The organism is Streptomyces sp. NPDC101776 (genome assembly GCF_044766845.1).
Lineage (GTDB): Bacteria > Actinomycetota > Actinomycetes > Streptomycetales > Streptomycetaceae > Streptomyces.
Genome location: NZ_JBIWMV010000018.1, coordinates 169,815 through 191,876, shown reverse-complemented (window position 1 = coordinate 191,876; position 22,062 = coordinate 169,815). Strand labels below are relative to the sequence as shown.

Here is a 22,062-nt window from a genome sequence, read left to right as displayed (position 1 = left end):
GTTGTTACCCACAAGTATTACCTGGGGTACGCGCTTGCTTGTTGGCGATCTCCGCCAACCGGTCAGGCTCCGGCCGCCCCCAACAGCGTCCCCGCCACGTACGTCACGGCCATCGCCAGCGCGCCTCCGGCCACGTTCCGCACCATCGCCGTCCTCGGACCGGCCGCGCCGAGACGCGCGCTGGTCCAGCCGGTGAAGACGAGGGCGGCCAGGGACGAGCCGACGGTGACGCCGAGCCGCCAGTCGGCCGGGGGCAGGACGATCGCCAGGAGGGGCAGCAGGGCGCCCGCCGTGAAGGACAGGAAGCTGGCCCAGGCCGCGTGCCAGGGGTTGGTGAGGTCGTCGGGGTCGATGTTGAGCTCCACGCGCGCGTGGGCGCGCAGGGCGTCGCGTTCCGTGAGCTGGGTCGCCGCCTCCAAGGCCACATCACGGGTCAGACCCCGGTCCTGGAGGAGTTCGGTCAACTCCTCCAGTTCGGCCTCCGGTTGCTCCTTCAGCTCGCGCTTCTCCAGGGCGAGGGCGGCCTTCTCCGAGTCGCGCTGCGTGGAGACGGACACGTACTCCCCCGCCGCCATCGACATGGAGCCGGCGAGAAGACCCGCGAGGCCCGCCGTCAGCAGCGCCGAGCGGTCGTCGGTGGCGCCGGCCACGCCGACGACGAGACCGGCGGTCGACAGGATGCCGTCGTTCGCCCCGAGGACCGCGGCCCGCAGCCAGTTCAGCCGGGAGCCGAGGCTGCCGCCGTGCGCCTCGGAGTGGGACTCGCCGTTGGTTTCAGTCACTCCCGGAGGATTCCACCCCCGGTGTCACCACACCCGTACCGACGCTCCCCGCGCGAACACCGGGCTCGTGGCGTCCGCAGGCGGTTCGGCGAGCGGTTCCGCGATCTCGCTCACCAGGGGGCCGATCTTCGCCGCGACCGGGTCCAGGATGTCGAGGTCGAAGCCGTACACGCGGGCCGCGTTGCCGCCGACCATCGCGGCGACCTCGGCACGCGGCACACGCGCGTAGGCGAAGCGCAGGCCCTCCCTGGAGTACGGGTACGTGCCCTCGTCGTGCGGGTAGTCGCTCCCCCACATGATCTTCTCGATGCCGATGCGGTCGCGCAGGGGCACCTCGTGCGGCCGCATGAAACTGGCGCCCACGAAGCAGTTGTCGCGCCATACCTCAGAGGGACCCTTGCCCATCGAAGTGGCGAGCCCCGCGCCGAACTTGGACTCCGCGGTCGCTGCCCTCGACGCCTTCGCGGCCGACGCGACCAGGCGACCGTGGTAGTAGTCCAGCATGTCGAGCACGCCGGGTATCCAGCCGGAGCCCTGCTCGGTCAGCACCAGCTTCAGCTCCGGGTGACGGCGGAAGGCACCGCCGAAGATCAGGTGCCACAGGGCGCGGTGCGAGAACCAGGTCGTCTCGACCATGTACACCGCGCGGGCGGCCGGTTCGTCGCCCAGGGGCGGGGAGGCCGAGCCCGCGTGGTGGTTGACGGGAACGCCGAGTTCCGCGCACACGGCCCAGATCGGGTCGTACGTCGACGAGTACAGCTCCGGCAGCCCCGAGCCCGGTGGGGTGCCGGGGAGCAACAGGCCGCCCCTGAGGCCCGCTTGGACCGCCCGGCGGATCTCCTGGACGGCCTCCTGGACGTCGTTGAGGAGGATCTGGAAGACACCCGCCCGCCGGCCCGGCGCGGCCCCGCAGAAGTCCGCCAGCCAGCGGTTGTGGGCGCGCAGGCCGGCCCAACGGCGCTGGAACTCCTCGGCGGTGGGCGCCGGCGCCATCAGGGAGCCGGACGGGAAGAACGGCGGGATGGTGTTCGGGAAGACCACCTCGGCGACGATGCCGTCCTGCTCCAGCTCCGCGATCCGCCGCTCGGAGTTCCAGTTCTTGTCGGCCGTGTCGGCGACCAGGTCCTCGTACGGGTTGACGTACGTGGCCGCCCACGCGTCGAACTCGTCGTGGTACCGCTTCTCCAAGTAGGGCCGGTAGTCGAGGAGATCGGCGCCCGCGTGGCAGTCGGCCGAGATCACCGTGTACCGGTCCTCGCTCGCGGCACCCGTGGCGCTCATGAGGTCGTCCCCAGCACCGGGAAGTCGTGGTCGGTCAGCCAGTGCCGGCCGACCTCGCGGGAGCGCGCCCAGGACGCCGTCACGTCCGCCTGGTCGTCCTGCTGGCCGAGTTCGGCGGGGGTGGGGCCGATCCGGCGGGCCAGGGGCTCCAGGGCCGCCACGTCGAAGCCGAAGGCGTCGGCCGCCGCCAGGCCCAGCATGCGGCGGGTCTCGTCCACCGGGATGTCGTGGAACGTGCGCTTCAGCCACGCGCGCGTGTCGGGCCAGGTGCCCTCGGGGTGCGGGAAGTCGCTGCCCCAGAGGATGTTGTCGACGCCGATCTCGTACCGCTGGGCCAGTTCACGGCGCTTGGTGTTGGTGGCGCAGATGAAGACCTGCCGGTCGAGGTACTCGCTCGGCGGCCGTTTCAGCTCCGCGAACGGCGACAGCTTCTTGCCGCCGTGAGCGCCCAGGTAGAGGCGGTCCATGAACCAGAGCTGATTGGGCAGCCACCAGCAACCCGACTCCGCCACACCGAACTTGAGACCCGGGTGGCGTTCGAAGACCCCGGACCAGAGCAGGAACCAGAGCGGCCGGGCGGGCCACCAGGTCACCTCGCTCACGTAGATGCCCAGATGGTCGCCGTACTCGTGGCGGGGCGCGGCCCCGGAGTGGGTCAGTACGGGCATCGCGCACTCGGCGGCGGCCGCCCACACGGGGTCGTAACGACGGTCGTGGTAGGGCTCCTTGTCGACCCACATGGAGGGGATCATCAGGGCGCCGAGTCCGGACTCCTTGGCGCGGTGGATCTCCGCTACGACCTTCTCCGTAGGGGCCGTCACGGGCAACAGGGCGACTCCGCAGTGCCGTTCGGGGTGCTCGGAGACGAAGTCGGCGAGCCAGCGGTTGTGCGCCTGCGCGCCCGCCATGCCCAACTCGGGGTCCTGGTCCCCGGAGAGGCCGAGTCCGACTCCGAAGGGCGCGGCCGTCCGGCTGTCCACGGCGTCGGCGTCCGGGAAGACCACCTCGGCGGCCACTCCGTCGCCGTCCAGTTCCTTGAGGCGCTGCGCGGTGTCCCAACCCCCGCGCAGACCCTCCTCGTTGTCGTGGAACCACTTGGTGGCGAACGCCTCGTTGCGGATGCCGAGCCGGGTCATCTCCTCGCGGCGCCGGTCGCGTCCGGCGAGGAACTCGTCGAAGTCCCGGTGGAACCGGGCGTCCAGATAGGGCCGGTACTCCTCGGTGGGCAGTCCGGCGTGGCAGTCGGAGGAGATGATCAGGTACGGCTCCTGGTCGGTCACAACAACCCCCTCGGTCAGTCCAGGATGAAGCTCTCCAGATACGACGGGTTCGCGCGGTCGAGCATCGAACGCGCGCGTGCCCGGATCTGGTCGTCGCTGTGCTCGCTCTCGGGCAGCAGCCAGAAGCGGTCCGCGCGGATGCCGTCCACGACGTGGTCGGCGACCTCCTCGACGGGCGTGAAGGCGACCTCCTTGCCCGCGTCCTTCATCGCGGTCTCCCACTGGTCGAGACTGCGGTAAGGCGTCCTACGGGGCCGCTCCTTGGCGTACCGGTCGGGCCGGTTGCGGTGCGACTCCCACAGGCCGGTGCGCAGCATGTGCGGCCCGGGGAAGAGCACCGAGGCGCCCACGCGTGCGTGCTCCGCTCTCAAGTGGGCGTACAGGGACTCGGTCATCGTCACGACGGCCGCCTTGGTGACGGCGTACACGGAGGCGGTGGGCAGCGGGGCGATTCCGCCGTCCCCGGAGGACGTGTTGACGACATGACCGGGTTGACCGGACTTGATCATCCTCGGCACGAACGCCTGGATGCCGTGGAAGACGCCCCACACATTGACGGCGAACGCCCACTGCCAGTCGTTCGGTTCGTGCTCCCACATCCGGCCCTCGGCACCCGAGCCGACCCCGGCGTTGTTGCACAGCACGTGGACGGCGCCGTACGTGTCGTACGCCGACTCGGCCAGATCCAGGACCTGTTGGCGTACGCCGACGTCGACCACGCGCGCGTGCACGTCGGCGCCGTCGGCGCGCAGGTCGGAGGCGGCCTTGTCGAGGGCGCTCTCCTCGACGTCGGCGAGCACCACCTTGAGCCCGTCGGCCGCGAACCGCCGTGCCATCGCGAGCCCGATCCCGCTCGCCGCCCCGGTGACGACGGCGACCTGACCCTCCGTCAACTCCATCAGACGCTCCCTTCAGGGGGACCGTCATGAACCTGTTGCGGGTCGTCGTAGCGCTGGTGGATGTACGGCAACAGGGCTCGCGCGTCGACCCGTTCGACGACCCTGCCGCGCTGGTCGCTGGTCTTCTCGCCGATGGTGATGTCGACGAGGGTGCGTACGGGGAGGTCGGCGACCGGGTCGTACATGGACTCGCGCAGAACGACGTCCCCGGTGACGCGTTCCAGGCGGCGGACCTTCTCGTTGCGCAGGCAGTGCACGAGCACCGGGTCGGCGTCGAAGCCCGAACCGTCCACCGCGGGAAGGAACTTGAAGTAGAAGTCGGTCTTCTGCGTCGGCCCGGGGAGGGGCAGTTCCTCGCTGACCGCGCCGCGGACCTCGACGAAGGCGATGCCGTGCCGGGCTAGGGACGCGTGCACGACGAGGCCCACGCGCTCGACGGTCACCTCGCCGAGTTTCTTGGGCTCTCCGAAGACCTCTCGGCCGCCGGTGAGGGCCCGTTCGTGAGTCATCGGCATCACCAGCGGGTACCAGCCCTCGACGCCGTCGTGCGCGGCGGCGACCGCGAACGAGCCCGCGCCCAGGGGGTATCCGGTCAGCTCGACCTTGCTGATGTTCACCCGGACCAGGGGTCGTCCGGTGGGCTTGAGGGGCGGCGGGAGGACCGCCGCGACCGCGTCCGGGTCGCTCTCCCAGACGGCCACCACACCGGTGGACCAGATGTCGGGGAGCTTGGAGCTCGCTGTGCGTGCGGCGGCGATCTCCGCCTCGGTCCGTGCGCCGTACCGTACGCGTGCCATACGCCGTACCGCCCTTCGTAGGCCGTCATCCGTCAGGCGGGCAGCACGCTTGCACCGGGCGGGCAAAAGGTCCATAGCAGCGCGCGCGTGCGTTCGGCGGACCCGAACTGGCGGGCGGGACAAGGCACCTGAGGGACAGGGCTGTCAGTGACGGCCCGTATCCTCAGTGACCATGCTCGAAGACCACTCGCCCGCCGTGTCCGCAGCCGCTCCGTGGCCGGCCGCGTATCCCCAGGGATACGCGGTAGTCGACGTGGAGACCACCGGCCTGGCCCGGGACGACCGGATAATCTCCGCGGCCGTCTACCGTCTGGACGCGCTCGGCGAGGTCGAGGACCACTGGTACACGATGGTCAACCCGGAGCGCGATCCCGGCCCCGTGTGGATCCACGGTCTGACGAGTGACGTCCTGGAGGGCGCGCCCCTCTTCAAGGACATCGCCGACGAGTTCGCGACCCGCCTGGAGGGCAGGGTGCTGGTCGCGCACAACGCGGTCTTCGACTGGCAGATGATCGCGCGGGAGTACGCGCGCGTGGCGATCGATCCCCCGGTCCGTCAGCGGCTGTGCACCATCGCCCTGTCGAAGGAACTGAGCCTTCCGCTGCCCAACCACAAACTGGAGTCCCTGGCGGCGCACTTCGGTGTCGTGCAGCAGCGCGCGCACCACGCGCTGGACGACGCGCGCGTGCTCGCCGAGGCGTTCCGGCCGAGCCTGCGCGCGGCGGCCCTGGGCGGCGTACGGCTGCCGCTGCACGAGTGCCGGCCGCTGACCGAGTGGACCGCCGACCGGCCCGCGCCCCGGATCGGCCAGCAGTCCGGGGGCTACAGCGGCTACGGGGCGGGCGGTTGGCGTCCCGCGCGCAAGCGGCCCGCGTGCCCCTACCCCAACCCTGGGCGGTTCGAGGACGGCAAGCCGCTCAAGCAGGGGATGCGGATCGCGTTCTCCGGGGACACGTCCATCGAGCGCGAGCTGCTGGAGGACCGGGCGGTGGAGGCCGGGCTGCATGTCGCGACGAGCCTGTCCCGGCTGACCAGCCTGCTCGTCACGAACGACCCGGACTCGGGCACCTCGAAGGTGGTCAAGGCGCGGCAGTTCGGCACGCCTGTGGTGGACGAGGCGGCCTTCGGGCAACTCCTCCGGGACGTCGAGCAGGCGGACTGAGCACGCCGCGGGGAGCCGTACGGACGGGTGATTGGGGCGCGACTCGCCCCGCGTCCGCTCGCCCGTGCCGGGTGGACGGCCCACCCTGTGGCGCATGGCGAGATGCGAAGTGTGCGGCAATGACTACGGCATGAGTTTCGAGGTGCACGCGCAGGGCGCGGTGCATGTCTTCGACTGCTTCTCCTGCGCGATCCACCGTATGGCCCCCATCTGCGAGCACTGCCGGGTGCAGATCATCGGCCAGGGCGTCGAGGTCGAGGGCCGCTGGTTCTGCGGCGGCCACTGCGCGCGGGCGGAAGGGATGGTGGGCATCGTCGACAAGGTGTGAGCCACCGGCCGTCCGGAAGCCCTGTCCGACACCCCTTCCGGTACCCCCCTCAACGCGCCCCACGACCGAGTTGTACGGTCGTGGGGTGTACCGCTTCCTGATGTCCCGGCAGTGGGTGATCCTCGCGTTGATCACCCTTCTCCTGATCCCGACGATGATCAGGCTGGGCATCTGGCAGATGCACCGCTACGAGATGCGCAGCGCCCGGAACCAGTTGGTCGCGGACGCGCTGCACGCCAAGCCGGTCCCCGTGGAGACGATCAGCACCCCCGGGCACGCGGTGACGCGCAAGGAGAAGTACCGCACCGTCACCGCGACGGGCACCTTCGAGACCTCCAAGGAAGTCGTCGTCCGGCGCCGTACCAACGACGACGACGAGGTCGGCTTCCATGTACTCACCCCGTTCGTGTTGACGGACGGCAAGGTCGTGTTGATCAACCGTGGATGGATCCCGGCGAACGGCGCGCAGACCGCCTTCCCGAAGATCCCCGCGCCGCCGAGCGGCAGGACGACGATCACCGGGCGTCTGATGGCCGACGAGACGACCGCGGCCAGCGGCATCAAGGACCTCAAGGGCCTGCCCGACCGCCAGATCATGTTGATCAACAGTGAAGAGCAGGCGAAGCGGCTCGACGCCCAGGTGCTCGGCGGCTATGTCGAGCAGACGGCGCCCGAGGCGAAGGGCGACACCCCGGAGCAGATCTCCGACCCGGGCAAGGAAGACGCCCCGCTGAACTACGCGTACATGATCCAGTGGTGGCTGTTCGCGGCGGCCGTCCCGGTCGGCTACGTCGTCCTGGCGCGGCGCGAGGCCCGGGACCGCCGGGAGGCGGCGGCGAAGGCCGCGGAGCCGGCGGAGGCCGAGCCCGCGGCGGTGTGAGCCCTCCCGCGCTTCACCCGCCCGGCCCCGAACCTTGATTGCCCCGCCGGTTGGGAGGGAACCCGCACCCCGTGCACCCACGTATTGAGGACTACGCCCTCATCGGCGACGAACAGACCGCGGCCCTGGTCGGCATGGACGGCTCGGTCGACTGGCTGTGTCTGCCCCGCTTCGACTCGGCCGCCTGCTTCGCCCGACTGCTCGGCGACGAGGACAACGGCCACTGGCGCATCGCCCCCAAGGGCGCCGACCGCTGCACCCGCCGCGCCTACCGCCCCGACACCCTGGTCCTGGACACGGAGTGGGAGACCGACGAGGGCACGGTCCGCGTCACCGACCTGATGCCCCAGCGCCACCGCGCCCCCGACGTCGTACGCGTCGTGGAGGGCCTGAGCGGCAAGGTCACCGTCCGCAGCACGCTCCGCCTGCGCTTCGACTACGGCGCGGTCGTGCCGTGGGTGCGCAGGTCCGACGGGCACCGGGTGGCCGTCGCGGGCCCCGACTCGGTGTGGCTGCGCAGCGAGCCCGAGGTGCACACCTGGGGCGAGGACTTCAGCACGCTCTCGGAGTTCACCGTCGAGGCCGGTGAGAAGGTCGCCTTCGTCCTCACCTGGCATCCCTCGCACGAGCCGCGTCCGCCGCTCGTCGACCCGTACAAGTCGCTGGGGCACAGCGTCGCGGACTGGGAGCACTGGGCGGCCCGTTGCCGCTACGACGGCCCCTACAGGGACGCGGTCGTACGCTCCCTGATCACCCTCAAGGCCCTCACGTACCGCCCGACGGGTGGCATCGTCGCCGCGGCCACCACCTCGCTGCCCGAGGAGATGGGCGGTGTCCGCAACTGGGACTACCGCTACTGCTGGCTGCGCGATTCGAGCCTCACCCTGGGTGCCCTGGTCGCCGCGGGCTATACGAAGGAGGCCGAGGCCTGGCGCGACTGGCTGCTGCGCGCGGTCGCGGGCGATCCGGCCGACCTGCAGATCATGTACGGCGTGGCGGGCGAGCGGCGACTGCCCGAGTTCGAGCTGCCGCACCTCTCCGGGTTCGCCGGTTCGGCCCCCGTACGAATCGGCAACGGCGCCGTCAACCAGCTCCAACTCGACGTCTACGGGGAGGTCATGGACTCCCTGTGGCTGGCCCGCCGCGCGGGCCTGTCCCCCAAGCCGCACATGTGGTCACTCCAGGCCGTCCTCCTGGAGTGGCTGCGCGCGCGGTGGCAGCAGCCGGACGAGGGCCTGTGGGAGGTGCGCGGCGGGCGCCGGCACTTCGTGCACTCCAAGGTCATGGTGTGGGTGGCCGCCGACCGGGCCGTACGCACCCTGGAGGAGTACGCCGACCTGTCCGGCGACCTGGAGGGCTGGCGCGCGCTGCGGGACGCCGTACACCAGGACGTGTGCGAGAAGGGCTACGACCCGGAACGCAACACGTTCACGCAGTACTACGGCTCGCAGGAACTCGATGCCGCCCTGCTGCTCATCCCCCGCTTCGGTTTCCTGCCGCCCGACGACCCACGGGTCGTCGGCACGGTCGACGCGGTCCACGCGGCCCTGGGCCACGACGGCTTCGTACGCCGCTACGACACCGCGGCCGACGCCTCCGTCGACGGACTGCCCGGCGACGAGGGCGCCTTCCTGGCGTGCTCCTTCTGGCTCGTGGACGCCCTGCACATGACGGGCCGCACGAAGGACGCGCGCGTGCTGTTCGAGCGGCTGGTCGGGCTCGCGAACGACGTGGGGCTCCTCGCGGAGGAGTACGACCCGGTGGCCGGCCGTCAGCTCGGCAACTTCCCGCAGGCGTTCAGCCACATCGGGCTGGTGAACACCGCCCTCGCCCTCTTCGGTACCGAGGAGGCAGGATAGGAGCCATGGATCTTGGACTGAAGGACCGGGTGTACGTCGTCACCGGGGCCACGCGTGGGCTGGGCAACGCCTCCGCGCGCGAGCTGGTGGCCGACGGCGCGAAGGTGGTCGTCACCGGGCGGGACGAGCAGCGGGCCGCCGACGCGGCGGCCGAGCTGGGGCCGAACGCGGTCGGCGTGGCGGTCGACAACGCCGAAGCGGACGCGCCGGCCCGGCTGATCGCCGCCGCGCGCGACCGCTTCGGGCGCTTCGACGGCATCCTCGTGAGCGTCGGCGGGCCGCCGCCCGGGTTCGTCGCCGACGCCACCGACGAGCAGTGGCAGGCGTCGTTCGAGTCGGTGTTCCTGGGCGCGGTGCGGCTCGCCCGCGCGGCGGCCGCGGAGCTGGAGGCGGGCGGTGTCATCGGGTTCGTGCTGTCGGGGTCGGTGCACGAGCCGATCCCGGGGCTGACGATCTCGAACGCGCTGCGGCCCGGTCTGGCCGGTTTCGCCAAGTCCCTCGCGGACGAGCTGGGACCGCGCGGCATCCGGGTCGTGGGGCTGCTGCCGGCCCGTATCGACACGGATCGCGTGCGCGAGCTGGACGGGCTGTCCGCGGACCCGGTGGCCACGCGTGTGGCCAACGAGTCGCGGATTCCGTTGCGGCGGTACGGGACTTCGGACGAGTTCGGGCGGGTGGCGGCGTTCCTGTTGTCTCCGGCCGCGTCCTATCTGACGGGGATCATGGTGCCGGTCGACGGCGGGATGCGGCACGGGTTCTGACGACCCGTCACCTCGACCCGCCGCATCGACCCGCTCGCTCGACCCGTCAACTCACCCTCTCCGCGCGGTGCTTGACGCCCGTCAGCCGCACCTCTGTCGGCAACGCCTCCAGGCCCGCCGAATCGCGGGCGTGGGCCAGGGCGTTGGCCGTCAGGTGGTCGAGGGCCACTCCGGGGTCCACGTGCGGTTCCAGGCTGAGCTGGACGCGGGCCTCGGGTGCGGTGCGGGTGCCGGCGAGCCGCACGTGCGCGTGGGCCACGCCTTCCAGGGCGCCCGCGTCGGTGGCGAGGACGCCCTCCAGGGCCCGGCCCCGCAGCAGCGCGCCCTCGCCGTCGCCGGTGCTGACGGCGACCTCGGTGAGCCGACGCCGCCGCAGGACAGCGACGAGCCACCACAGGGCCAGCAGGACGAGGACGGCGAGCGTGGCGAGGACCGTGGGCCACCACCAGCCGTCGGCCCGCCAGCGGGTCCGCTGAGCGTCGCTCAGCAGGACGTCGTGACGGCCGTCGTGGACCCACCAGGAGGGCGGCTTCACGCCGAGCCCGACGGCCAGCACGGACCCGCCGAGCACGACCAGTACGAGACCGACGACGCCGGTCACCACACGGTTGACGATCCTGAGCACCGACCTCACCCCTTCCGTCCGGCACGGCCGACGCGTACCGACAGCGCGGGCGGCCGGGCCAGCCCGAGCCCGGTGATCGCGTCGCCGAGCACGGCGTCCAAGTCGGCCCGTACATCGTCGAGTTCACGGAAATGCGACACCGCGCGGACGTCGGCCTTCGTCCGGCTCGTCCGTACGCGTACCGACTGCACGCCCGAGACCTCCATGGCCCGGTCGCGCAGCACCATCGCTGCGGCGGTGCGCTGCAGGCCGGCCCGGATGTCGGCGTGGGTGCGGCGCATCGGCAGCACCTGGCGCAGGCCGGGCGTGAGGGCGAGCACGATCAGCCAGAGGCCGAGGGCGGCGGCGATCCCGGCGCCGACGAGCACCCAGGTGTCGTCCAGGGGGCGTTCGGCGAGTTGCCGGGCGAGTTCACGGCGCCAGTGCGCGGCGGGCCGCTCCGCGCGCACGGCGGTGACGTCGTAGAGCAGGGCGCCCGCGCCGGCGAGCAGCAGGACGGCGACGATGCCCGCGGGGACGCGGCGCACCGACCAGAAGCGGCCGTTCTTGCCGTCCCCCACCACGGGTACGGGATCGTGGTCCGGCGCCGGGACGTACCCGCCCCGCCCCGGATCGGTCTCCTTCTCGATGACCGGTAGTCGTTGGGTCGTGCCTTCGGAGCCCTGGGGCTCGCTCATCGCGTCCTCCCCTGTGCCGCACGGTGCGCCTGTGCCGGATGGAGCCGTTCCACGTGAACGGCGACCTCGGGCACCTCCATGCCCACCAACGCGCGTACCCGCTGAACCACCTGTCGACGCACCTGAGAACAGCGATCCCCGATGTCGCAGGGATAGTCGAGTTCGAGGTGCACGCGCACGCGTACCGACTCGACGGGGGTCCCCCCGCTCGAACGAAGCTGAGAGTGGGGGAGTACGACGACGGTGGCATGCGGCGGTGCGGCCTCCGGGGGCAGTGGTCCGAGCGCCTCGCGCGCGGCCTGCGCGGCGATCTTCGCGACGACCCGGTCGGCGATGCGGGTGGCGCCCCGCTTGCCGGGCGCGACGACCACCGCGGTTCTGCCGCGCTCGTCGACCGCGCCGTCCCCGCCGCTCATGGACGTCATCGCCGCCGGTCGTCACGCGAGCGGAAGAAGTCGCCGAGTTCCAGGTCCCCCTCGAGGAACCGGCCGACGACGAACCCGATGGCGCCCAGGGCCGCCACCAGCAGGAAGGCACCGAACCCGCCGAAGTATCCGGCGAAGCCCAGTGCCATTCCGGCGATCATGCCGACCACGGCCCTGCTCATCCTGCGCTCCTCAGCTCGTTCGTCGGCCAGCTCATCGCTTCGTTCGTCGGCTCGGTCACTGGAGTCGGGGTTCCGGTTCGTCGTCCTCTTCGTCCGGCAGCTTCACGTCGCTCACCGCGATGTTGACCTCGACGACTTCGAGGCCTGTCATCCGTTCCACGGCCGCGATGACGTTCTCCCGTACGGCCCGGGCGACGTCCGCGATCGACACCCCGTAGTCGACGACGATCTCCAGGTCGAGCGCGGTCTGTACCTCGCCGACCTCGGCCTTCACACCCCGGGACACCGACTTCGTACCGCCGGGCACCCGGTCGCGCACGGCCCCGAAGGTGCGGGACAGTCCACTGCCCATGGCATGCACGCCCACCACGTCCCGGGCGGCCAGCCCGGCGATCTTCTCCACGACCCCGTCGGCGATGGTGGTCCGCCCCCGGGACGCGGGGTCGCCGCCGCCGCGTTTGGTGGGGGGTTTGCGGGTCTGTACGGGCTCCCGCTCACCGTCGGGGTCCTGGGTCCGGTTCCGCTCCGTCATGTCGGTCATCGCCGTACGTCCCTTTCGGTCGTCGTCCTTCGACCAAGGTAAGTGCGGTTGCCCGGTCGCGCGCTGGACATGCGGCAGGCTGGAGGAATGACGGCGGACGCGTGGACACGAGCGGTACGGCATCAACTGCGGCTCGGCAGGCTGCTGCCCCTGGGGGACCGGCGTGACGGCGCGTGGATCACCGAGCGGGCGGCCGAGGCGGTGCTCCGGGGCGTGGCGCGGCACGTACGGGGCGTGCGGCTGGGCGCGCTCCGGATCGCGCTCGCGGATCCGGCAGACGCGCACGAGCCCGCCGTACCGCCTCCGCCGGGTGCTCTGCCGCCCGGTCCGCTGCGGATCACGGCCGAATGCGCGGCCGTGGCGACCGAACCCCTGCCGGCCGCGGCGTCCCGGTTGCGCACGGCCCTGGCGACGGCCGCGGCGGAGCGGCTCGGGCTGGTGGTGGCGGAGGTTGATCTACAGGTGACGGCCTTGCTGGACCATATGGACGACGTTGACCATGTTGACCATATGGACGACGTCGACCGTGTGGACGATGTGGATCGTTCCGTCGCCGCCATTGACCATGTTGATGACCTTGACCTGATGATCAATGTTGACGACGGCGGTGAGTCCCGGATCATCGCGGCCGCGCTCGCCGTCCCGGGCGTGGCCCGGCTGACCGGTGCGTTGGGCGGGCTGGGGCGGGCCGTGCACTTCGAGGAGCGGCAGGGTGAAGGCGCACTGACCCGCCTCCACGCGCGCGTGGAGGTCGCCGTACGCGCGGACCACCGGGCCCTGGATGTGGCCCGGGAGGTCCGCGCGAGGGTCGGCGAGGTGCTGCCGGGTCAGCCGACCGTGACGGTGCTCGTCACGAGGGTCGGCTGACGCCTATTCGCCGACGCCGGCCAGGTCCCGCAGTCGTCGCGCCTGCGCGGCGCGCTCGGCGGCGCGCTGGTCGTCGTAGGCACGCCCCTGGACGCCCTGGAGCAGGGCCTTGGTCTCGATGACGGCGTCGCGCGGTGCGGCCAGCAGTGCGGACGTGAGGTCGCGTACGGCGTCCTCGAGTTGGTCGCCGGGCACGGCGATGTTCGCGAGGCCGGTGCTGACGGCTTCCTCGGCGAGGACTGAGCGCCCGGTCACGCAGATCTCCAGCGCGCGGGCGTAGCCGACGAGGCCCACCAGGGGATGCGTGCCGGTGAGGTCGGGCACCAGTCCGAGGCTGGTCTCGCGCATGGCGAACTGAACGTCGTCGGCGACGACGCGCAGGTCACAGGCGAGGGCGAGCTGGAACCCGGCCCCGATGGCGTGCCCCTGGACAGCGGCGATGGACACGATGTCGCTGCGTCGCCACCAGGTGAAGCCCGCCTGGTACTCGGCGATGGTCCCGTCCAGCACGGTGTCACTGCTGTGCGCGAGGTCGATGAACGACGGTTCGCCGTCGAAGCCCTCGGGCGTGAACGCCTGCCGGTCGAGTCCGGCCGAGAAGGACTTGCCCTCGGCACGCAGTACGACGACACGGACGGAGCCCGGCAGCAGCTGCCCGGCCTCCGCCAACGCCCGCCAGAGAGCAGGACTTTGAGCGTTGCGCTTGGCCGGGTTGGTCAGCATCACCGTGGCGATCGCGTCGTCTACGGTGAGCCGTACGCCGTCCTTGTCGAGTACGGGACCGAGGTCCTTGTCGTCCTGTTCGGGCGAAGCCATGGGGCGCCTCCGATGTGTGCGGTCAGCAGAGCAGAGCTAAGTGACTGCACAGTAACCACCCGGCCGGTCAGTCGTCCGACCGGGTGGCCACCATCGAAAACGATGGGCCGCCCGGGGTCAGGCCGAAGCCTTCTTGCCCCGGGTCGCCCCGCCACGCCCACGGAGCGTGACGCCCGACTCACTGAGCATCCGGTGGACGAAGCCATACGAGCGGCCGGTTTCCTCGGCCAGCGCTCGGATGCTCGCACCGGAGTCGTACTTCTTCTTCAGGTCTGCCGCGAGCTTGTCGCGCGCGGCGCCGGTTACCCGGCTGCCCTTCTTCAGAGTCTCGGCCACCCGTGCCTCCTCATGGGAAGTGCGCTCTTGGTCTCCTCATGATCACCCCTCCAAGCGTTCATGGCCACCCATTCGGCAAGGTCCGTAAGACAAGGTTTTGACGACAGGAGCGCGTCCCCACAAGTGGAATGTGGAATTCCATACGGCCGTGTCCGTACGGCCGAACGGGTTGTCCCGCGAAACACCTGGTCAGAGACACAGAACGGCCGAGCCCTTGTCGATAAAGGGCTCGGCCGGGAAATCGGTGTACGACACACCTCGGTACGAGGAGATCTCACACAGATGGTGGATCACCGGTAGGCCGAATGATCCATACGCCGTGGATCAAGCATTCGATCAGGGCTGTGGATCACGGGCTTCCGGTCACGCCAGGGCGACGAGATCCGCGTAGTCGGCGCCCCACAGGTCCTCGACGCCGTCCGGCAGCAGGATGATGCGCTCCGGCTGGAGGGCTTCCACGGCGCCCTCGTCGTGGGTGACGAGGACGACGGCGCCCTTGTAGGTGCGCAGCGCGCCGAGGATCTCCTCGCGGCTGGCCGGGTCGAGGTTGTTCGTCGGCTCGTCCAGGAGCAGGACGTTCGCCGACGACACGACGAGGGTGGCGAGCGCGAGGCGCGTCTTCTCGCCGCCGGAGAGGACCGCGGCCGGCTTGTCGACGTCGTCCCCGGAGAACAGGAACGAGCCGAGCGTCTTGCGGACCTCGACCAGGTCCAGATCGGGGGCCGCGGAGCGCATGTTCTCCAGAACCGTGCGCTCCGGGTCGAGGGTCTCGTGCTCCTGCGCGTAGTAGCCGAGCTTGAGGCCGTGGCCCTCGATGACCTCGCCGGTGTCGGGCTTCTCGGCGCCGCCGAGCAGCCGCAGCAGGGTCGTCTTGCCCGCGCCGTTCAGACCGAGGATGACGACGCGCGAGCCCTTGTCGATGGCCAGGTCGACGTCGGTGAAGATCTCCAGGGAGCCGTACGACTTCGACAGGCCCTCCGCCATGAGCGGGGTCTTGCCGCAGGGCGAGGGCTCCGGGAAGCGCAGCTTGGCGACCTTGTCGGAGACGCGCACCGCGTCCAGCCCGGCGAGCAGCCTGTCGGCGCGCTTGGCCATGTTCTGCGCGGCGACCGTCTTGGTGGCCTTGGCGCGCATCTTGTCGGCCTGCGAGTGCAGGGCGGCGGCCTTCTTCTCGGCGTTCTGCCGCTCGCGCTTGCGGCGCTTCTCGTCGGCCTCGCGCTGCTGCTGGTAGAGCTTCCAGCCCATGTTGTAGTAGTCGATCTGGGCGCGGTTGGCGTCCAGATAGAACACCTTGTTGACGACGGTCTCGACGAGGTCGACGTCGTGGGAGATCACGATGAAGCCGCCGCGGTACGTCTTCAGGTAGTCGCGCAGCCAGACGATGGAGTCGGCGTCGAGGTGGTTCGTGGGCTCGTCGAGGAGCAGCGTGTCCGCGTCGGAGAACAGGATGCGGGCCAGCTCGATACGGCGCCGCTGACCGCCGGAGAGCGTATGGAGCGGCTGGCCCAGCACGCGGTCCGGGAGGTTCAGCGCGGCGGCGATGGTGGCGGCCTCGGCCTCGGCGGAGTAGCCCCCCTTGGTGAGGAACTCCGTCTCCTGGCGCTCGTACTGGCGCATGGCCTTCTCGCGGGTGGCACCGCTGCCGTTGGCGATGCGCTGTTCGTTCTCGCGCATCTTGCGGATCAGGGCGTCCAGGCCGCGCGCGGAGAGGATGCGGTCGCTGGCGAGCACGTCCAGGTCGCCGGTGCGGGGGTCCTGCGGCAGGTAGCCGACCTCGCCGGAGCGGGTGACGGTGCCGCCGGCGGGCTGGCCCTGCCCGGCCAGGACCTTGGTCAGGGTGGTCTTGCCGGCGCCGTTGCGCCCGACCAGACCGATGCGGTCGCCCTTGGCGACTCGGAACGTTGCGGACTCGATGAGGACGCGGGCACCGGCGCGCAGCTCGATACCGGAGGCGGAGATCATGGTCAGACTCCAGAGCGGGGTCGTAGGCGGAAGGGGCGGCTGAGGACGTTCCCGCCGTCTAATGCGCGAGGAGAATGGCCATAGGCCAAGTCTAACGGGGTCGTGCAAGCACTTTTCCTGTGTACGACGGGTCCTTGCCGATGCGCGAGCAGCCGGGGGCGACGCGGCCGGGGCCGTGTACGGCGATGAGCTGCGCGGTACGGGCCGGGGCGGGGAGATGAGCGGCGCCACACCGTGACGTACGGCACGCACGCGTGGAGGCTCACCGGCCGGGCGCGACCTCCCAGGGCGCCGGAGCGCTGGGAACCGTCCCCCGTTCGGCCCCTTGTCCGGCGCCCCGGCGGGAGGCGCGGGCGAGGATGACGCCATGCAGTTCGACGACGACGCGAATCTGGACACCTCCGAGGTGCAGGACGTGCGCGGCAGCCGGATTCCCGGTGGCCGGGCAACCGTGGGCGGTGGTCTCGCGGGGCTGATCGCGCTGCTGCTCGGGCTCTTCTTCGGGGTCGGTCCCGACAACCTGGGGTTGTCGTCGGGGAGCGACTCACCGGCGGCCACCGCGTCGTCGCTGGCCCAGGTGCAGTCGTCCTGCCGTACCGGGCAGGACGCGAACACCAAGGAGGACTGCCGCATCGTGGCGGTGGTCAACAGCGTGCAGGACTTCTGGACGGAGGAGTTCCGGCGGCGCAGCGGTACGTACACGCGGTCGCCGACGGTCTTCTTCAGTGGGCAGGTCGCCACGGCGTGCGGGACGGCAACCTCCGCGGTGGGGCCGTTCTACTGCCCCGGCGACCGGAAGGTCTATCTGGACCTGGGCTTCTTCGACGAGCTGCGGACGAAGTTCGGCTCCAGTGGCGGCCCGTTCGCGCAGGCGTACGTCGTGGCGCACGAGTACGGGCACCACGTGCAGGATCTGATGGGCACGCTCGGCAGGTCGCAGGACGGGCGGACCGGCGCGAACAGCAACGCGGTGAAGGTGGAACTGCAGGCGGACTGCTACGCGGGGGTCTGGGCGCATCACGCGACCACCACGAAGGACGAGTCGACCGGGCGGCCGTTGATCACCAGCCTCACGGACGCCGACATCCGGGACGGGCTGGATGCGGCGGCGGCCGTGGGCGACGACCGGATCCAGGAGCGGTTCCAGGGCCGGGTGACGCCGGAGACCTGGACGCACGGGTCGGCGGCGCAGCGGCAGCAGTGGTTCTACCAGGGCTATCGGACCGGGGACATGGCGCAGTGCGACACCTTCCGCTGACGGCCGCGGGGCCGGTTCGCGGGGCGTTGTCAGTGGCGGGTGCAAGACTCGTCGAAAGCGGATCGAAGCAGCGGAAAGACAGCAAAAAACACCCGGCGGGACCAGACGAGCGAGGAAGTGATCGGCATGGCAGACGAGAACAGCGGGCGTCCCGGCATCCACCCGTCCATCTATCCGTCCCTGCTGTACGCGGACGCGAAGGCGGCGATCCGGCAGCTCACGGAGGCCTTCGGCTTCACCGGGCTGGCGGTGTACGAGGGTGAGGACGGCTCGGTGATGCACGCCGAGCTGGCGCAGGGCAACGGCGCGGTGATGCTCGGCTCCAAGGGCCGCGGCGGCCGTTTCGACGAGGCGATGAAGAGCGCGGGTCCCGCCGGGGTGTACATCGTCGTGGCCGACGTCGACGCCCATCACCGGCGGGCCGTGGAGCACGGCGCGGAGATCCTGATGCCCCCGACGGACCAGGACTACGGATCACGGGACTACATGGCCCGGGACATCGAGGGCAACATCTGGAGCTTCGGTACGTACGCCCCGGAGATACCGGGGCCGACGGGTGCCTGACCCCGCCTAGCTGCCCCCCGTGTGCACCTGGAAGGCCGCCCGGCGCACGGCCTTGGCGAGGGCCGGGTCGGGATGAGCGGCGGCGAGGGCGACCAGGACCTGCACGGTTCGCGGATGTCCTACGGCGCGCACCTCGTCGAGGAGCATGGGGACGGTGGGCTGGATGGCGGACTCCAGGTGGCGCACGAGCAGCGGGGCCTCGCCGTGGTCGGCGACGGCGGCGGCGCTGTCGACCCACAGCCAGGTGGCCTCTTCGCGGGTGAGGACCTCGTGGGCGTCCTCCGGGTCGACCCCGTCGTGCTCGGCGAGCCACAGCAGGGCGTACGGCCGCAGTGTGGCCTCGTCGGCGACGGCGCGGACGTCGGGCTCGGCCGGGGCGCCGACGACGCGCAGCGCCTCGAAGGCCAGTCCGCGCAGCAGGGCGTCCTCACCACGGGCGGCGTCGATCAGCTGGCCGACCGCGGTGCCCACGGTCCGAGCGGCGAGCCAGGCGCGGTACTCGGCGCGGGCCGCGTTCGGGCGGAGCTGGGAGCAGCCGCGGAGCATGTCTTCGGCGGACTGCTCGATGTTCCCGGCGGGGCTCTGCGCCGCCACGCAGATCTGCTCCAGCTTGACCCAGACCGCCCAGCTGCCGAGCGGGGTGAGGGTGGCCTGGGCATCGCCGTAGGTGAGGGCACCGACGGAGGCGAGGGCGTGCAGGGCCCAGTCGAGGAGGGGGTCGAGGGGTGTGTCGACGGCGTTGTCGGCGGCCGGTGGCTGCTGGACGGGTTCGGGCTGGGGGCCGTAGGGGATCTCGCAGCGCTCGGTGCGCAGCTCGGTGACCCGTTGGCCGAGGAGGTCGAGGAGCTGCTCGACGGGGACGGGCCCGGCGGACAACTGGAGGAAGGAGAGCACCTGAGGCATGGCCGAGACGACCTCTGCGACGGCTGAGGGCTCGTGCTCCCGGGGTTCCGGGTGAGCGAGCGACCAGGCGTCGAAGAGGGCGACCCAGCCGCGCAGTACGGCGCTGTCGTCGCGGTCCCAGGCGCGCAGCCGCCAGCCGGGCCGGGCACTGTCGCCGTGTACCTCGACGAGACCGGCGAGGCGGGCGGTGTCCCAGTCGGCGCGGACCTGAGCCGGGGTCAGGCCCAGGTCCTCGGCCGCGAGTTCGGCGGTCGAGTCGGAGAGGGTGCCCTTGCCGCCGGGGGTCGCGCTGTCCCGGCCGGGGCGTAGTGCGGCGTCGGCCCAGTGGGCGACGCGGGCCGCCCCGGCGAGGCCGGAGCGTGCCATTCTGGCCAGTTCCGCGGGGGCCGGTGTGCCCTCCGGAGGGCGGGGTGCGGGGCGGCGCGAGCGCCGCTGGTTCATCGCTCGGGGGGCGGCGGCCAGGGGTCGCGGGCGGACGAGTCGAAGCCTGGAGTCGCGCGGGATACGGGACGTCACGGGTGCAGTCTTCCGGTTGACGGTCCGAAAACCCAAACGGAATGTCACGGCGGGCGATGGGGCGGGCCAAGGCACGGGGTCTCGCGGGCTGCTGGGGACCGGGATCAGGCCAGTGGTACAGGGCTAAACGGAACGGTCGGCAGAGGTGGGAGGGGGTGTCGGTGGAGGGTGGCGCGGACGTGGGGTGGGGGTGAGGCGGGGTGGAGGTGAGGCGGGGTGGAGGTGAGGCGGGGTGGGCATTCGGTGCGGGTGAGGGAGGGCGGATCGGTGTGAGGGAGGCGTGGGGAGGCGGATGGCAGCGCGGCGCGGAGGAGGGGCGGGGTTGCATGCGGCGGTCCAGCTCGGGTCAGGGCGGCGGCATGGCGTGGGCGATGGGTATGACTCGGCGCGGGGGGGGGAGGGCGCGGCCGGGCACGGGGCAAGGGCGACGGCTCGACGCGGGTGAATAGTGCGGCCTGGCACGGGTGAAGGGTGCGGCTCGCCCCGGGCAAAGTGTGTGGCGCGGCGCGGGCCAAGGATGCGGCCCTGTACGGGGCAAGGACGCGGCCCGATGTGGGGCAAGGGCGACGGCCCGGCCCAGGTGAAGAGTGTGGCCCGGCTCGGGTGAGGGGCTCGGCTCGACGCGGGTGACGAGACGAGTCGCGGGTTACGAGTGCGGCCGGACGCGGGGCAAGGACGACAACTCGGCACGGGCAAAGAGTGTGGCGCGGCGCGGGCGAAGGATGTGGCCCTGCACGGGTCAAGGGCATGGCCCGGCACAGGGCAAGGGTGACGGCCCGGCACAGGTGAAGAGTGTGGCCCGGCACAGATGAAGGGCATGGCTCGGTGCGGGCGGGATGCAACAGGCCCACGTCGGCGAAGGTGAGCGACCCGGCAGGTGGGCCGGTAAGTGGCCCGGGGTCACATCAGCGGAGTCAGGAAGCGGCGGAGGATCTCCTCGTAGCCGGCCGGGTCGGCGTTCCACATCGCGCTGTGCGGGGCGTGGGCCATGGGCTGGAGGGTGATGAGGTCGGGGCGGTGGGCGGCGAAGCGGCGGGAGAGGGTCCAGGGGGCCACCGTGTCGTCCGGGCCGTGGAAGATCAGGGTCGGGACCCGCAGCCGGGTGGGGTCGGCGGCCTCGGCGATGCGGTCGCCGTGCAGACCGGTGCGGCCCTGGGCGGCGCGGACTGCCAGCGGCAGCAGCGCGCCCGGGGTGTGCCGGGCGGTGGCGAGGGCGCGCAGCGTCGTCTCCCAGTCCAGTACCGGCGAGTCCAGCACCAGACCAGAGACGCGGCCGCGCATCGCGGAGTGGGCGGCGGCGCGCAACGCCATGGTGGCGCCGGTGGACCAGCCGTACAGAACGACGCGCTCGGCGCCGTAGCGCACGGCGTAGCGGATCGCCGCGTCCAGGTCGCGCCACTCTGTCTCGCCGAGGTGGTTGAGGCCGTCGGGGTTTCGGGGTGCGCCCAGGTCGCCGCGGTAGGCGAGGGCGAGGACCGGGAAGCGGTTGCGGTGCAGGAACTCCATGACGTTCATGGAGAGTTCGCGGGTCGCGGCCAGTCCGTGCACCGCGATCACCCAGGTGCTCCGCGCCCCGGGCACGAACCAGGCGGGCAGGGACCCGAGTTCGCCGGGGAGGTCGATGTCGGCGTGGTCGAGGCCGAGGGCGGCGCTCGGGTTGCCGATGTGGATGTTCGGGGTGAGCCACACCTTGTCGCCGGGGCGCAGGGTGCCGTGGGTGACGCGTTCCAGGCGGCGTACGACGGCGTCGGCGGAGGGGGACGCCGTGTCGACGACGGGGCCGACGACCGCGTGGGAACCGTCACCGGCGAGGCCGTAGGTGCCTGGGCGCAGGGAGGCAAGGTCCCGGGTGAGCGCGATCTGGCCGGCGGCGGTGGAGTGCACCGTGAGCCGGGGTTCGGTGGGCAGGGGACGGCCGGGCGGCGCCTTCAGCGCGGCGTCACTGGCGTACCGGCCGAGGGCGACGCCGGCCGCACCGGCCGCGAGGGCCACGGAGACGGCCGCGGCCGTCGCTTTGACTGTGCGCACGGGTCCAGTGTCCCGGGGGACCCGCTTACCGGCCAGCCGGAGGACGCACGGGGTGATGGGCGGGGGCGGGTCGGTGGTGAGGGTTGTTTCGGTGGCGGTGGCGGGGCGGGCAGATGGTGCGGGGCGAGGGGGAGGCGGCGAGGCGTGCTGGCGGCACGAGGCCGTGCGGGTGACGCGGGTGACTCAGGTGAGGCGGGAGTGCCCGGCGCGATCGGTGTGTGGGAGTGCCTGGTGCCACCGGTGCGCGGGAGTGCTCGGTGCCACCGGTGTTCAGCGTGGCCGAACACCACGTCGCCAGAGACGAGCAGAGAGCAAGGGGCCGCGCGATCAGCG

23 protein-coding genes are annotated in these 22,062 nt (G+C 71.5%); 8 read left to right on the top strand and 15 right to left on the bottom strand.

Annotated elements, in window-relative coordinates; genetic code table 11:
• Positions 1-62: 62 nt before the first annotated feature.
• Genes ACIRRY_RS39445 through ACIRRY_RS39425 form a run of 5 tightly spaced genes read right to left on the bottom strand, consistent with a single transcriptional unit; the run spans position 63 to position 5,039 of the window.
• Entirely contained in the window at positions 63-782 is a 720-nt protein-coding gene (locus ACIRRY_RS39445; protein WP_403982922.1) for a VIT family protein, read from the bottom strand.
• A 24-nt stretch (positions 783-806) separates the two neighbouring features.
• Positions 807-2,063 carry an amidohydrolase family protein gene (locus ACIRRY_RS39440; RefSeq protein ID WP_403982920.1) on the bottom strand — a complete coding sequence of 419 codons (1,257 nt, stop codon included), beginning with the start codon at positions 2,061-2,063 and terminating at the stop codon, positions 807-809.
• The gene (locus ACIRRY_RS39435; protein ID WP_403982918.1) at positions 2,060-3,343 is read right to left on the bottom strand and encodes an amidohydrolase family protein; all 1,284 of its coding nucleotides are present in this window, start codon (positions 3,341-3,343) and stop codon (positions 2,060-2,062) included. The genes ACIRRY_RS39440 and ACIRRY_RS39435 overlap by 4 nt, the downstream gene beginning before the upstream one ends.
• Positions 3,344-3,357: 14 nt before the next feature.
• Positions 3,358-4,242 (bottom strand): SDR family NAD(P)-dependent oxidoreductase, encoded by an 885-nt coding sequence (locus ACIRRY_RS39430; protein ID WP_403982916.1) that lies wholly within the window; start codon positions 4,240-4,242, stop codon positions 3,358-3,360.
• Positions 4,242-5,039 (bottom strand): acetoacetate decarboxylase family protein, encoded by a 798-nt coding sequence (locus ACIRRY_RS39425; RefSeq protein WP_403982914.1) that lies wholly within the window; start codon positions 5,037-5,039, stop codon positions 4,242-4,244. The genes ACIRRY_RS39430 and ACIRRY_RS39425 overlap by 1 nt, the downstream gene beginning before the upstream one ends.
• Before the next feature lie 172 nt (positions 5,040-5,211).
• Here ACIRRY_RS39425 and ACIRRY_RS39420 point away from each other — a divergent pair, with 172 nt between their 5' ends.
• From ACIRRY_RS39420 to ACIRRY_RS39400, 5 genes are all read left to right on the top strand, one after another.
• Positions 5,212-6,201 (top strand): DEDDh family exonuclease, encoded by a 990-nt coding sequence (locus tag ACIRRY_RS39420; protein WP_403982912.1) that lies wholly within the window; start codon positions 5,212-5,214, stop codon positions 6,199-6,201.
• 94 nt (positions 6,202-6,295) lie between these two features.
• Positions 6,296-6,529: a hypothetical protein gene (locus ACIRRY_RS39415; protein ID WP_200686715.1), complete on the top strand. Its 234-nt coding sequence runs from the start codon at positions 6,296-6,298 to the stop codon at positions 6,527-6,529.
• Between the two features lie 85 nt (positions 6,530-6,614).
• On the top strand, positions 6,615-7,409 hold the full coding sequence (locus tag ACIRRY_RS39410; RefSeq protein ID WP_403982910.1) for an SURF1 family protein: 795 nt from the start codon (positions 6,615-6,617) through the stop codon (positions 7,407-7,409).
• 71 nt (positions 7,410-7,480) lie between these two features.
• A complete protein-coding gene (locus ACIRRY_RS39405; protein ID WP_403982908.1) occupies positions 7,481-9,268 on the top strand; it encodes a glycoside hydrolase family 15 protein in 1,788 nt (595 codons plus the stop codon).
• A gap of 5 nt (positions 9,269-9,273) precedes the next feature.
• Positions 9,274-10,029, top strand: coding sequence for an SDR family oxidoreductase (locus tag ACIRRY_RS39400; RefSeq protein WP_403982906.1), 756 nt, complete (start codon positions 9,274-9,276; stop codon positions 10,027-10,029).
• A 46-nt stretch (positions 10,030-10,075) separates the two neighbouring features.
• On the opposite strand, the gene amaP is transcribed toward ACIRRY_RS39400, so the two are convergent.
• Genes amaP through ACIRRY_RS39375 form a run of 5 tightly spaced genes read right to left on the bottom strand, consistent with a single transcriptional unit; the run spans position 10,076 to position 12,479 of the window.
• Positions 10,076-10,654 (bottom strand): alkaline shock response membrane anchor protein AmaP, encoded by a 579-nt coding sequence (amaP, locus tag ACIRRY_RS39395; protein WP_403982904.1) that lies wholly within the window; start codon positions 10,652-10,654, stop codon positions 10,076-10,078.
• Between the two features lie 5 nt (positions 10,655-10,659).
• A complete protein-coding gene (locus ACIRRY_RS39390; RefSeq protein ID WP_403982901.1) occupies positions 10,660-11,331 on the bottom strand; it encodes a DUF6286 domain-containing protein in 672 nt (223 codons plus the stop codon).
• Positions 11,328-11,756, bottom strand: coding sequence for an Asp23/Gls24 family envelope stress response protein (locus ACIRRY_RS39385; RefSeq protein ID WP_403982899.1), 429 nt, complete (start codon positions 11,754-11,756; stop codon positions 11,328-11,330). Before ACIRRY_RS39385 ends, ACIRRY_RS39390 begins: the two co-directional genes overlap by 4 nt.
• Positions 11,753-11,938: a hypothetical protein gene (locus ACIRRY_RS39380; RefSeq protein WP_019060657.1), complete on the bottom strand. Its 186-nt coding sequence runs from the start codon at positions 11,936-11,938 to the stop codon at positions 11,753-11,755. Before ACIRRY_RS39380 ends, ACIRRY_RS39385 begins: the two co-directional genes overlap by 4 nt.
• A 55-nt stretch (positions 11,939-11,993) precedes the next feature.
• Positions 11,994-12,479, bottom strand: a complete 486-nt coding sequence (locus tag ACIRRY_RS39375; RefSeq protein WP_403982897.1) for an Asp23/Gls24 family envelope stress response protein — start codon at positions 12,477-12,479, stop codon at positions 11,994-11,996.
• Positions 12,480-12,566: 87 nt separating this feature from the next.
• Here ACIRRY_RS39375 and ACIRRY_RS39370 point away from each other — a divergent pair, with 87 nt between their 5' ends.
• Positions 12,567-13,346 (top strand): nucleopolyhedrovirus P10 family protein, encoded by a 780-nt coding sequence (locus ACIRRY_RS39370; protein WP_403982895.1) that lies wholly within the window; start codon positions 12,567-12,569, stop codon positions 13,344-13,346.
• Positions 13,347-13,349: 3 nt separating this feature from the next.
• Here the strand turns inward: ACIRRY_RS39370 and ACIRRY_RS39365 are convergent, their stop codons facing one another.
• The 3 genes from ACIRRY_RS39365 to ACIRRY_RS39355 all read right to left on the bottom strand — a co-directional run bounded on the left by ACIRRY_RS39365 (position 13,350) and on the right by ACIRRY_RS39355 (position 16,460).
• A complete protein-coding gene (locus tag ACIRRY_RS39365) occupies positions 13,350-14,162 on the bottom strand; it encodes an enoyl-CoA hydratase/isomerase family protein (protein ID WP_403982893.1) in 813 nt (270 codons plus the stop codon).
• Between the two features lie 117 nt (positions 14,163-14,279).
• Positions 14,280-14,498 carry a helix-turn-helix domain-containing protein gene (locus ACIRRY_RS39360; RefSeq protein WP_019060653.1) on the bottom strand — a complete coding sequence of 73 codons (219 nt, stop codon included), beginning with the start codon at positions 14,496-14,498 and terminating at the stop codon, positions 14,280-14,282.
• 363 nt (positions 14,499-14,861) lie between these two features.
• Complete coding sequence (locus tag ACIRRY_RS39355; RefSeq protein ID WP_403982891.1) at positions 14,862-16,460, bottom strand: ABC-F family ATP-binding cassette domain-containing protein; 1,599 nt, start codon at positions 16,458-16,460, stop codon at positions 14,862-14,864.
• A gap of 367 nt (positions 16,461-16,827) precedes the next feature.
• On the opposite strand from ACIRRY_RS39355, the gene ACIRRY_RS39350 reads away from it, so the two are divergent.
• Both ACIRRY_RS39350 and ACIRRY_RS39345 read left to right on the top strand, forming a co-directional pair.
• Positions 16,828-17,718: a neutral zinc metallopeptidase gene (locus tag ACIRRY_RS39350; RefSeq protein WP_403982889.1), complete on the top strand. Its 891-nt coding sequence runs from the start codon at positions 16,828-16,830 to the stop codon at positions 17,716-17,718.
• Positions 17,719-17,844: 126 nt separating this feature from the next.
• Positions 17,845-18,282: a VOC family protein gene (locus tag ACIRRY_RS39345; RefSeq protein ID WP_403982887.1), complete on the top strand. Its 438-nt coding sequence runs from the start codon at positions 17,845-17,847 to the stop codon at positions 18,280-18,282.
• Between the two features lie 6 nt (positions 18,283-18,288).
• On the opposite strand, the gene ACIRRY_RS39340 is transcribed toward ACIRRY_RS39345, so the two are convergent.
• Both ACIRRY_RS39340 and ACIRRY_RS39335 read right to left on the bottom strand, forming a co-directional pair.
• Positions 18,289-19,701 (bottom strand): hypothetical protein, encoded by a 1,413-nt coding sequence (locus ACIRRY_RS39340; protein WP_403982885.1) that lies wholly within the window; start codon positions 19,699-19,701, stop codon positions 18,289-18,291.
• A gap of 900 nt (positions 19,702-20,601) precedes the next feature.
• On the bottom strand, positions 20,602-21,729 hold the full coding sequence (locus ACIRRY_RS39335; RefSeq protein ID WP_403982883.1) for an alpha/beta hydrolase family protein: 1,128 nt from the start codon (positions 21,727-21,729) through the stop codon (positions 20,602-20,604).
• Positions 21,730-22,062: the final 333 nt, after the last annotated feature.

Excerpts from the sequence above, each read along its gene's own strand:
- ACIRRY_RS39440 (WP_403982920.1), bottom strand. The coding sequence starts at position 2,063 with ATGAGCGCCACGGGTGCCGCGAGCGAGGACCGGTACACGGTGATCTCG.
- ACIRRY_RS39430 (WP_403982916.1), bottom strand. The coding sequence starts at position 4,242 with ATGGAGTTGACGGAGGGTCAGGTCGCCGTCGTCACCGGGGCGGCGAGC.
- ACIRRY_RS39425 (WP_403982914.1), bottom strand. The coding sequence starts at position 5,039 with ATGGCACGCGTACGGTACGGCGCACGGACCGAGGCGGAGATCGCCGCC.
- ACIRRY_RS39420 (WP_403982912.1), top strand. The coding sequence starts at position 5,212 with ATGCTCGAAGACCACTCGCCCGCCGTGTCCGCAGCCGCTCCGTGGCCG.
- ACIRRY_RS39415 (WP_200686715.1), top strand. The coding sequence starts at position 6,296 with ATGGCGAGATGCGAAGTGTGCGGCAATGACTACGGCATGAGTTTCGAG.
- ACIRRY_RS39400 (WP_403982906.1), top strand. The coding sequence starts at position 9,274 with ATGGATCTTGGACTGAAGGACCGGGTGTACGTCGTCACCGGGGCCACG.
- ACIRRY_RS39390 (WP_403982901.1), bottom strand. The coding sequence starts at position 11,331 with ATGAGCGAGCCCCAGGGCTCCGAAGGCACGACCCAACGACTACCGGTC.
- ACIRRY_RS39385 (WP_403982899.1), bottom strand. The coding sequence starts at position 11,756 with ATGACGTCCATGAGCGGCGGGGACGGCGCGGTCGACGAGCGCGGCAGA.
- ACIRRY_RS39380 (WP_019060657.1), bottom strand. The coding sequence starts at position 11,938 with ATGAGCAGGGCCGTGGTCGGCATGATCGCCGGAATGGCACTGGGCTTC.
- ACIRRY_RS39375 (WP_403982897.1), bottom strand. The coding sequence starts at position 12,479 with ATGACCGACATGACGGAGCGGAACCGGACCCAGGACCCCGACGGTGAG.
- ACIRRY_RS39370 (WP_403982895.1), top strand. The coding sequence starts at position 12,567 with ATGACGGCGGACGCGTGGACACGAGCGGTACGGCATCAACTGCGGCTC.
- ACIRRY_RS39365 (WP_403982893.1), bottom strand. The coding sequence starts at position 14,162 with ATGGCTTCGCCCGAACAGGACGACAAGGACCTCGGTCCCGTACTCGAC.
- ACIRRY_RS39355 (WP_403982891.1), bottom strand. The coding sequence starts at position 16,460 with ATGATCTCCGCCTCCGGTATCGAGCTGCGCGCCGGTGCCCGCGTCCTC.
- ACIRRY_RS39350 (WP_403982889.1), top strand. The coding sequence starts at position 16,828 with ATGCAGTTCGACGACGACGCGAATCTGGACACCTCCGAGGTGCAGGAC.
- ACIRRY_RS39345 (WP_403982887.1), top strand. The coding sequence starts at position 17,845 with ATGGCAGACGAGAACAGCGGGCGTCCCGGCATCCACCCGTCCATCTAT.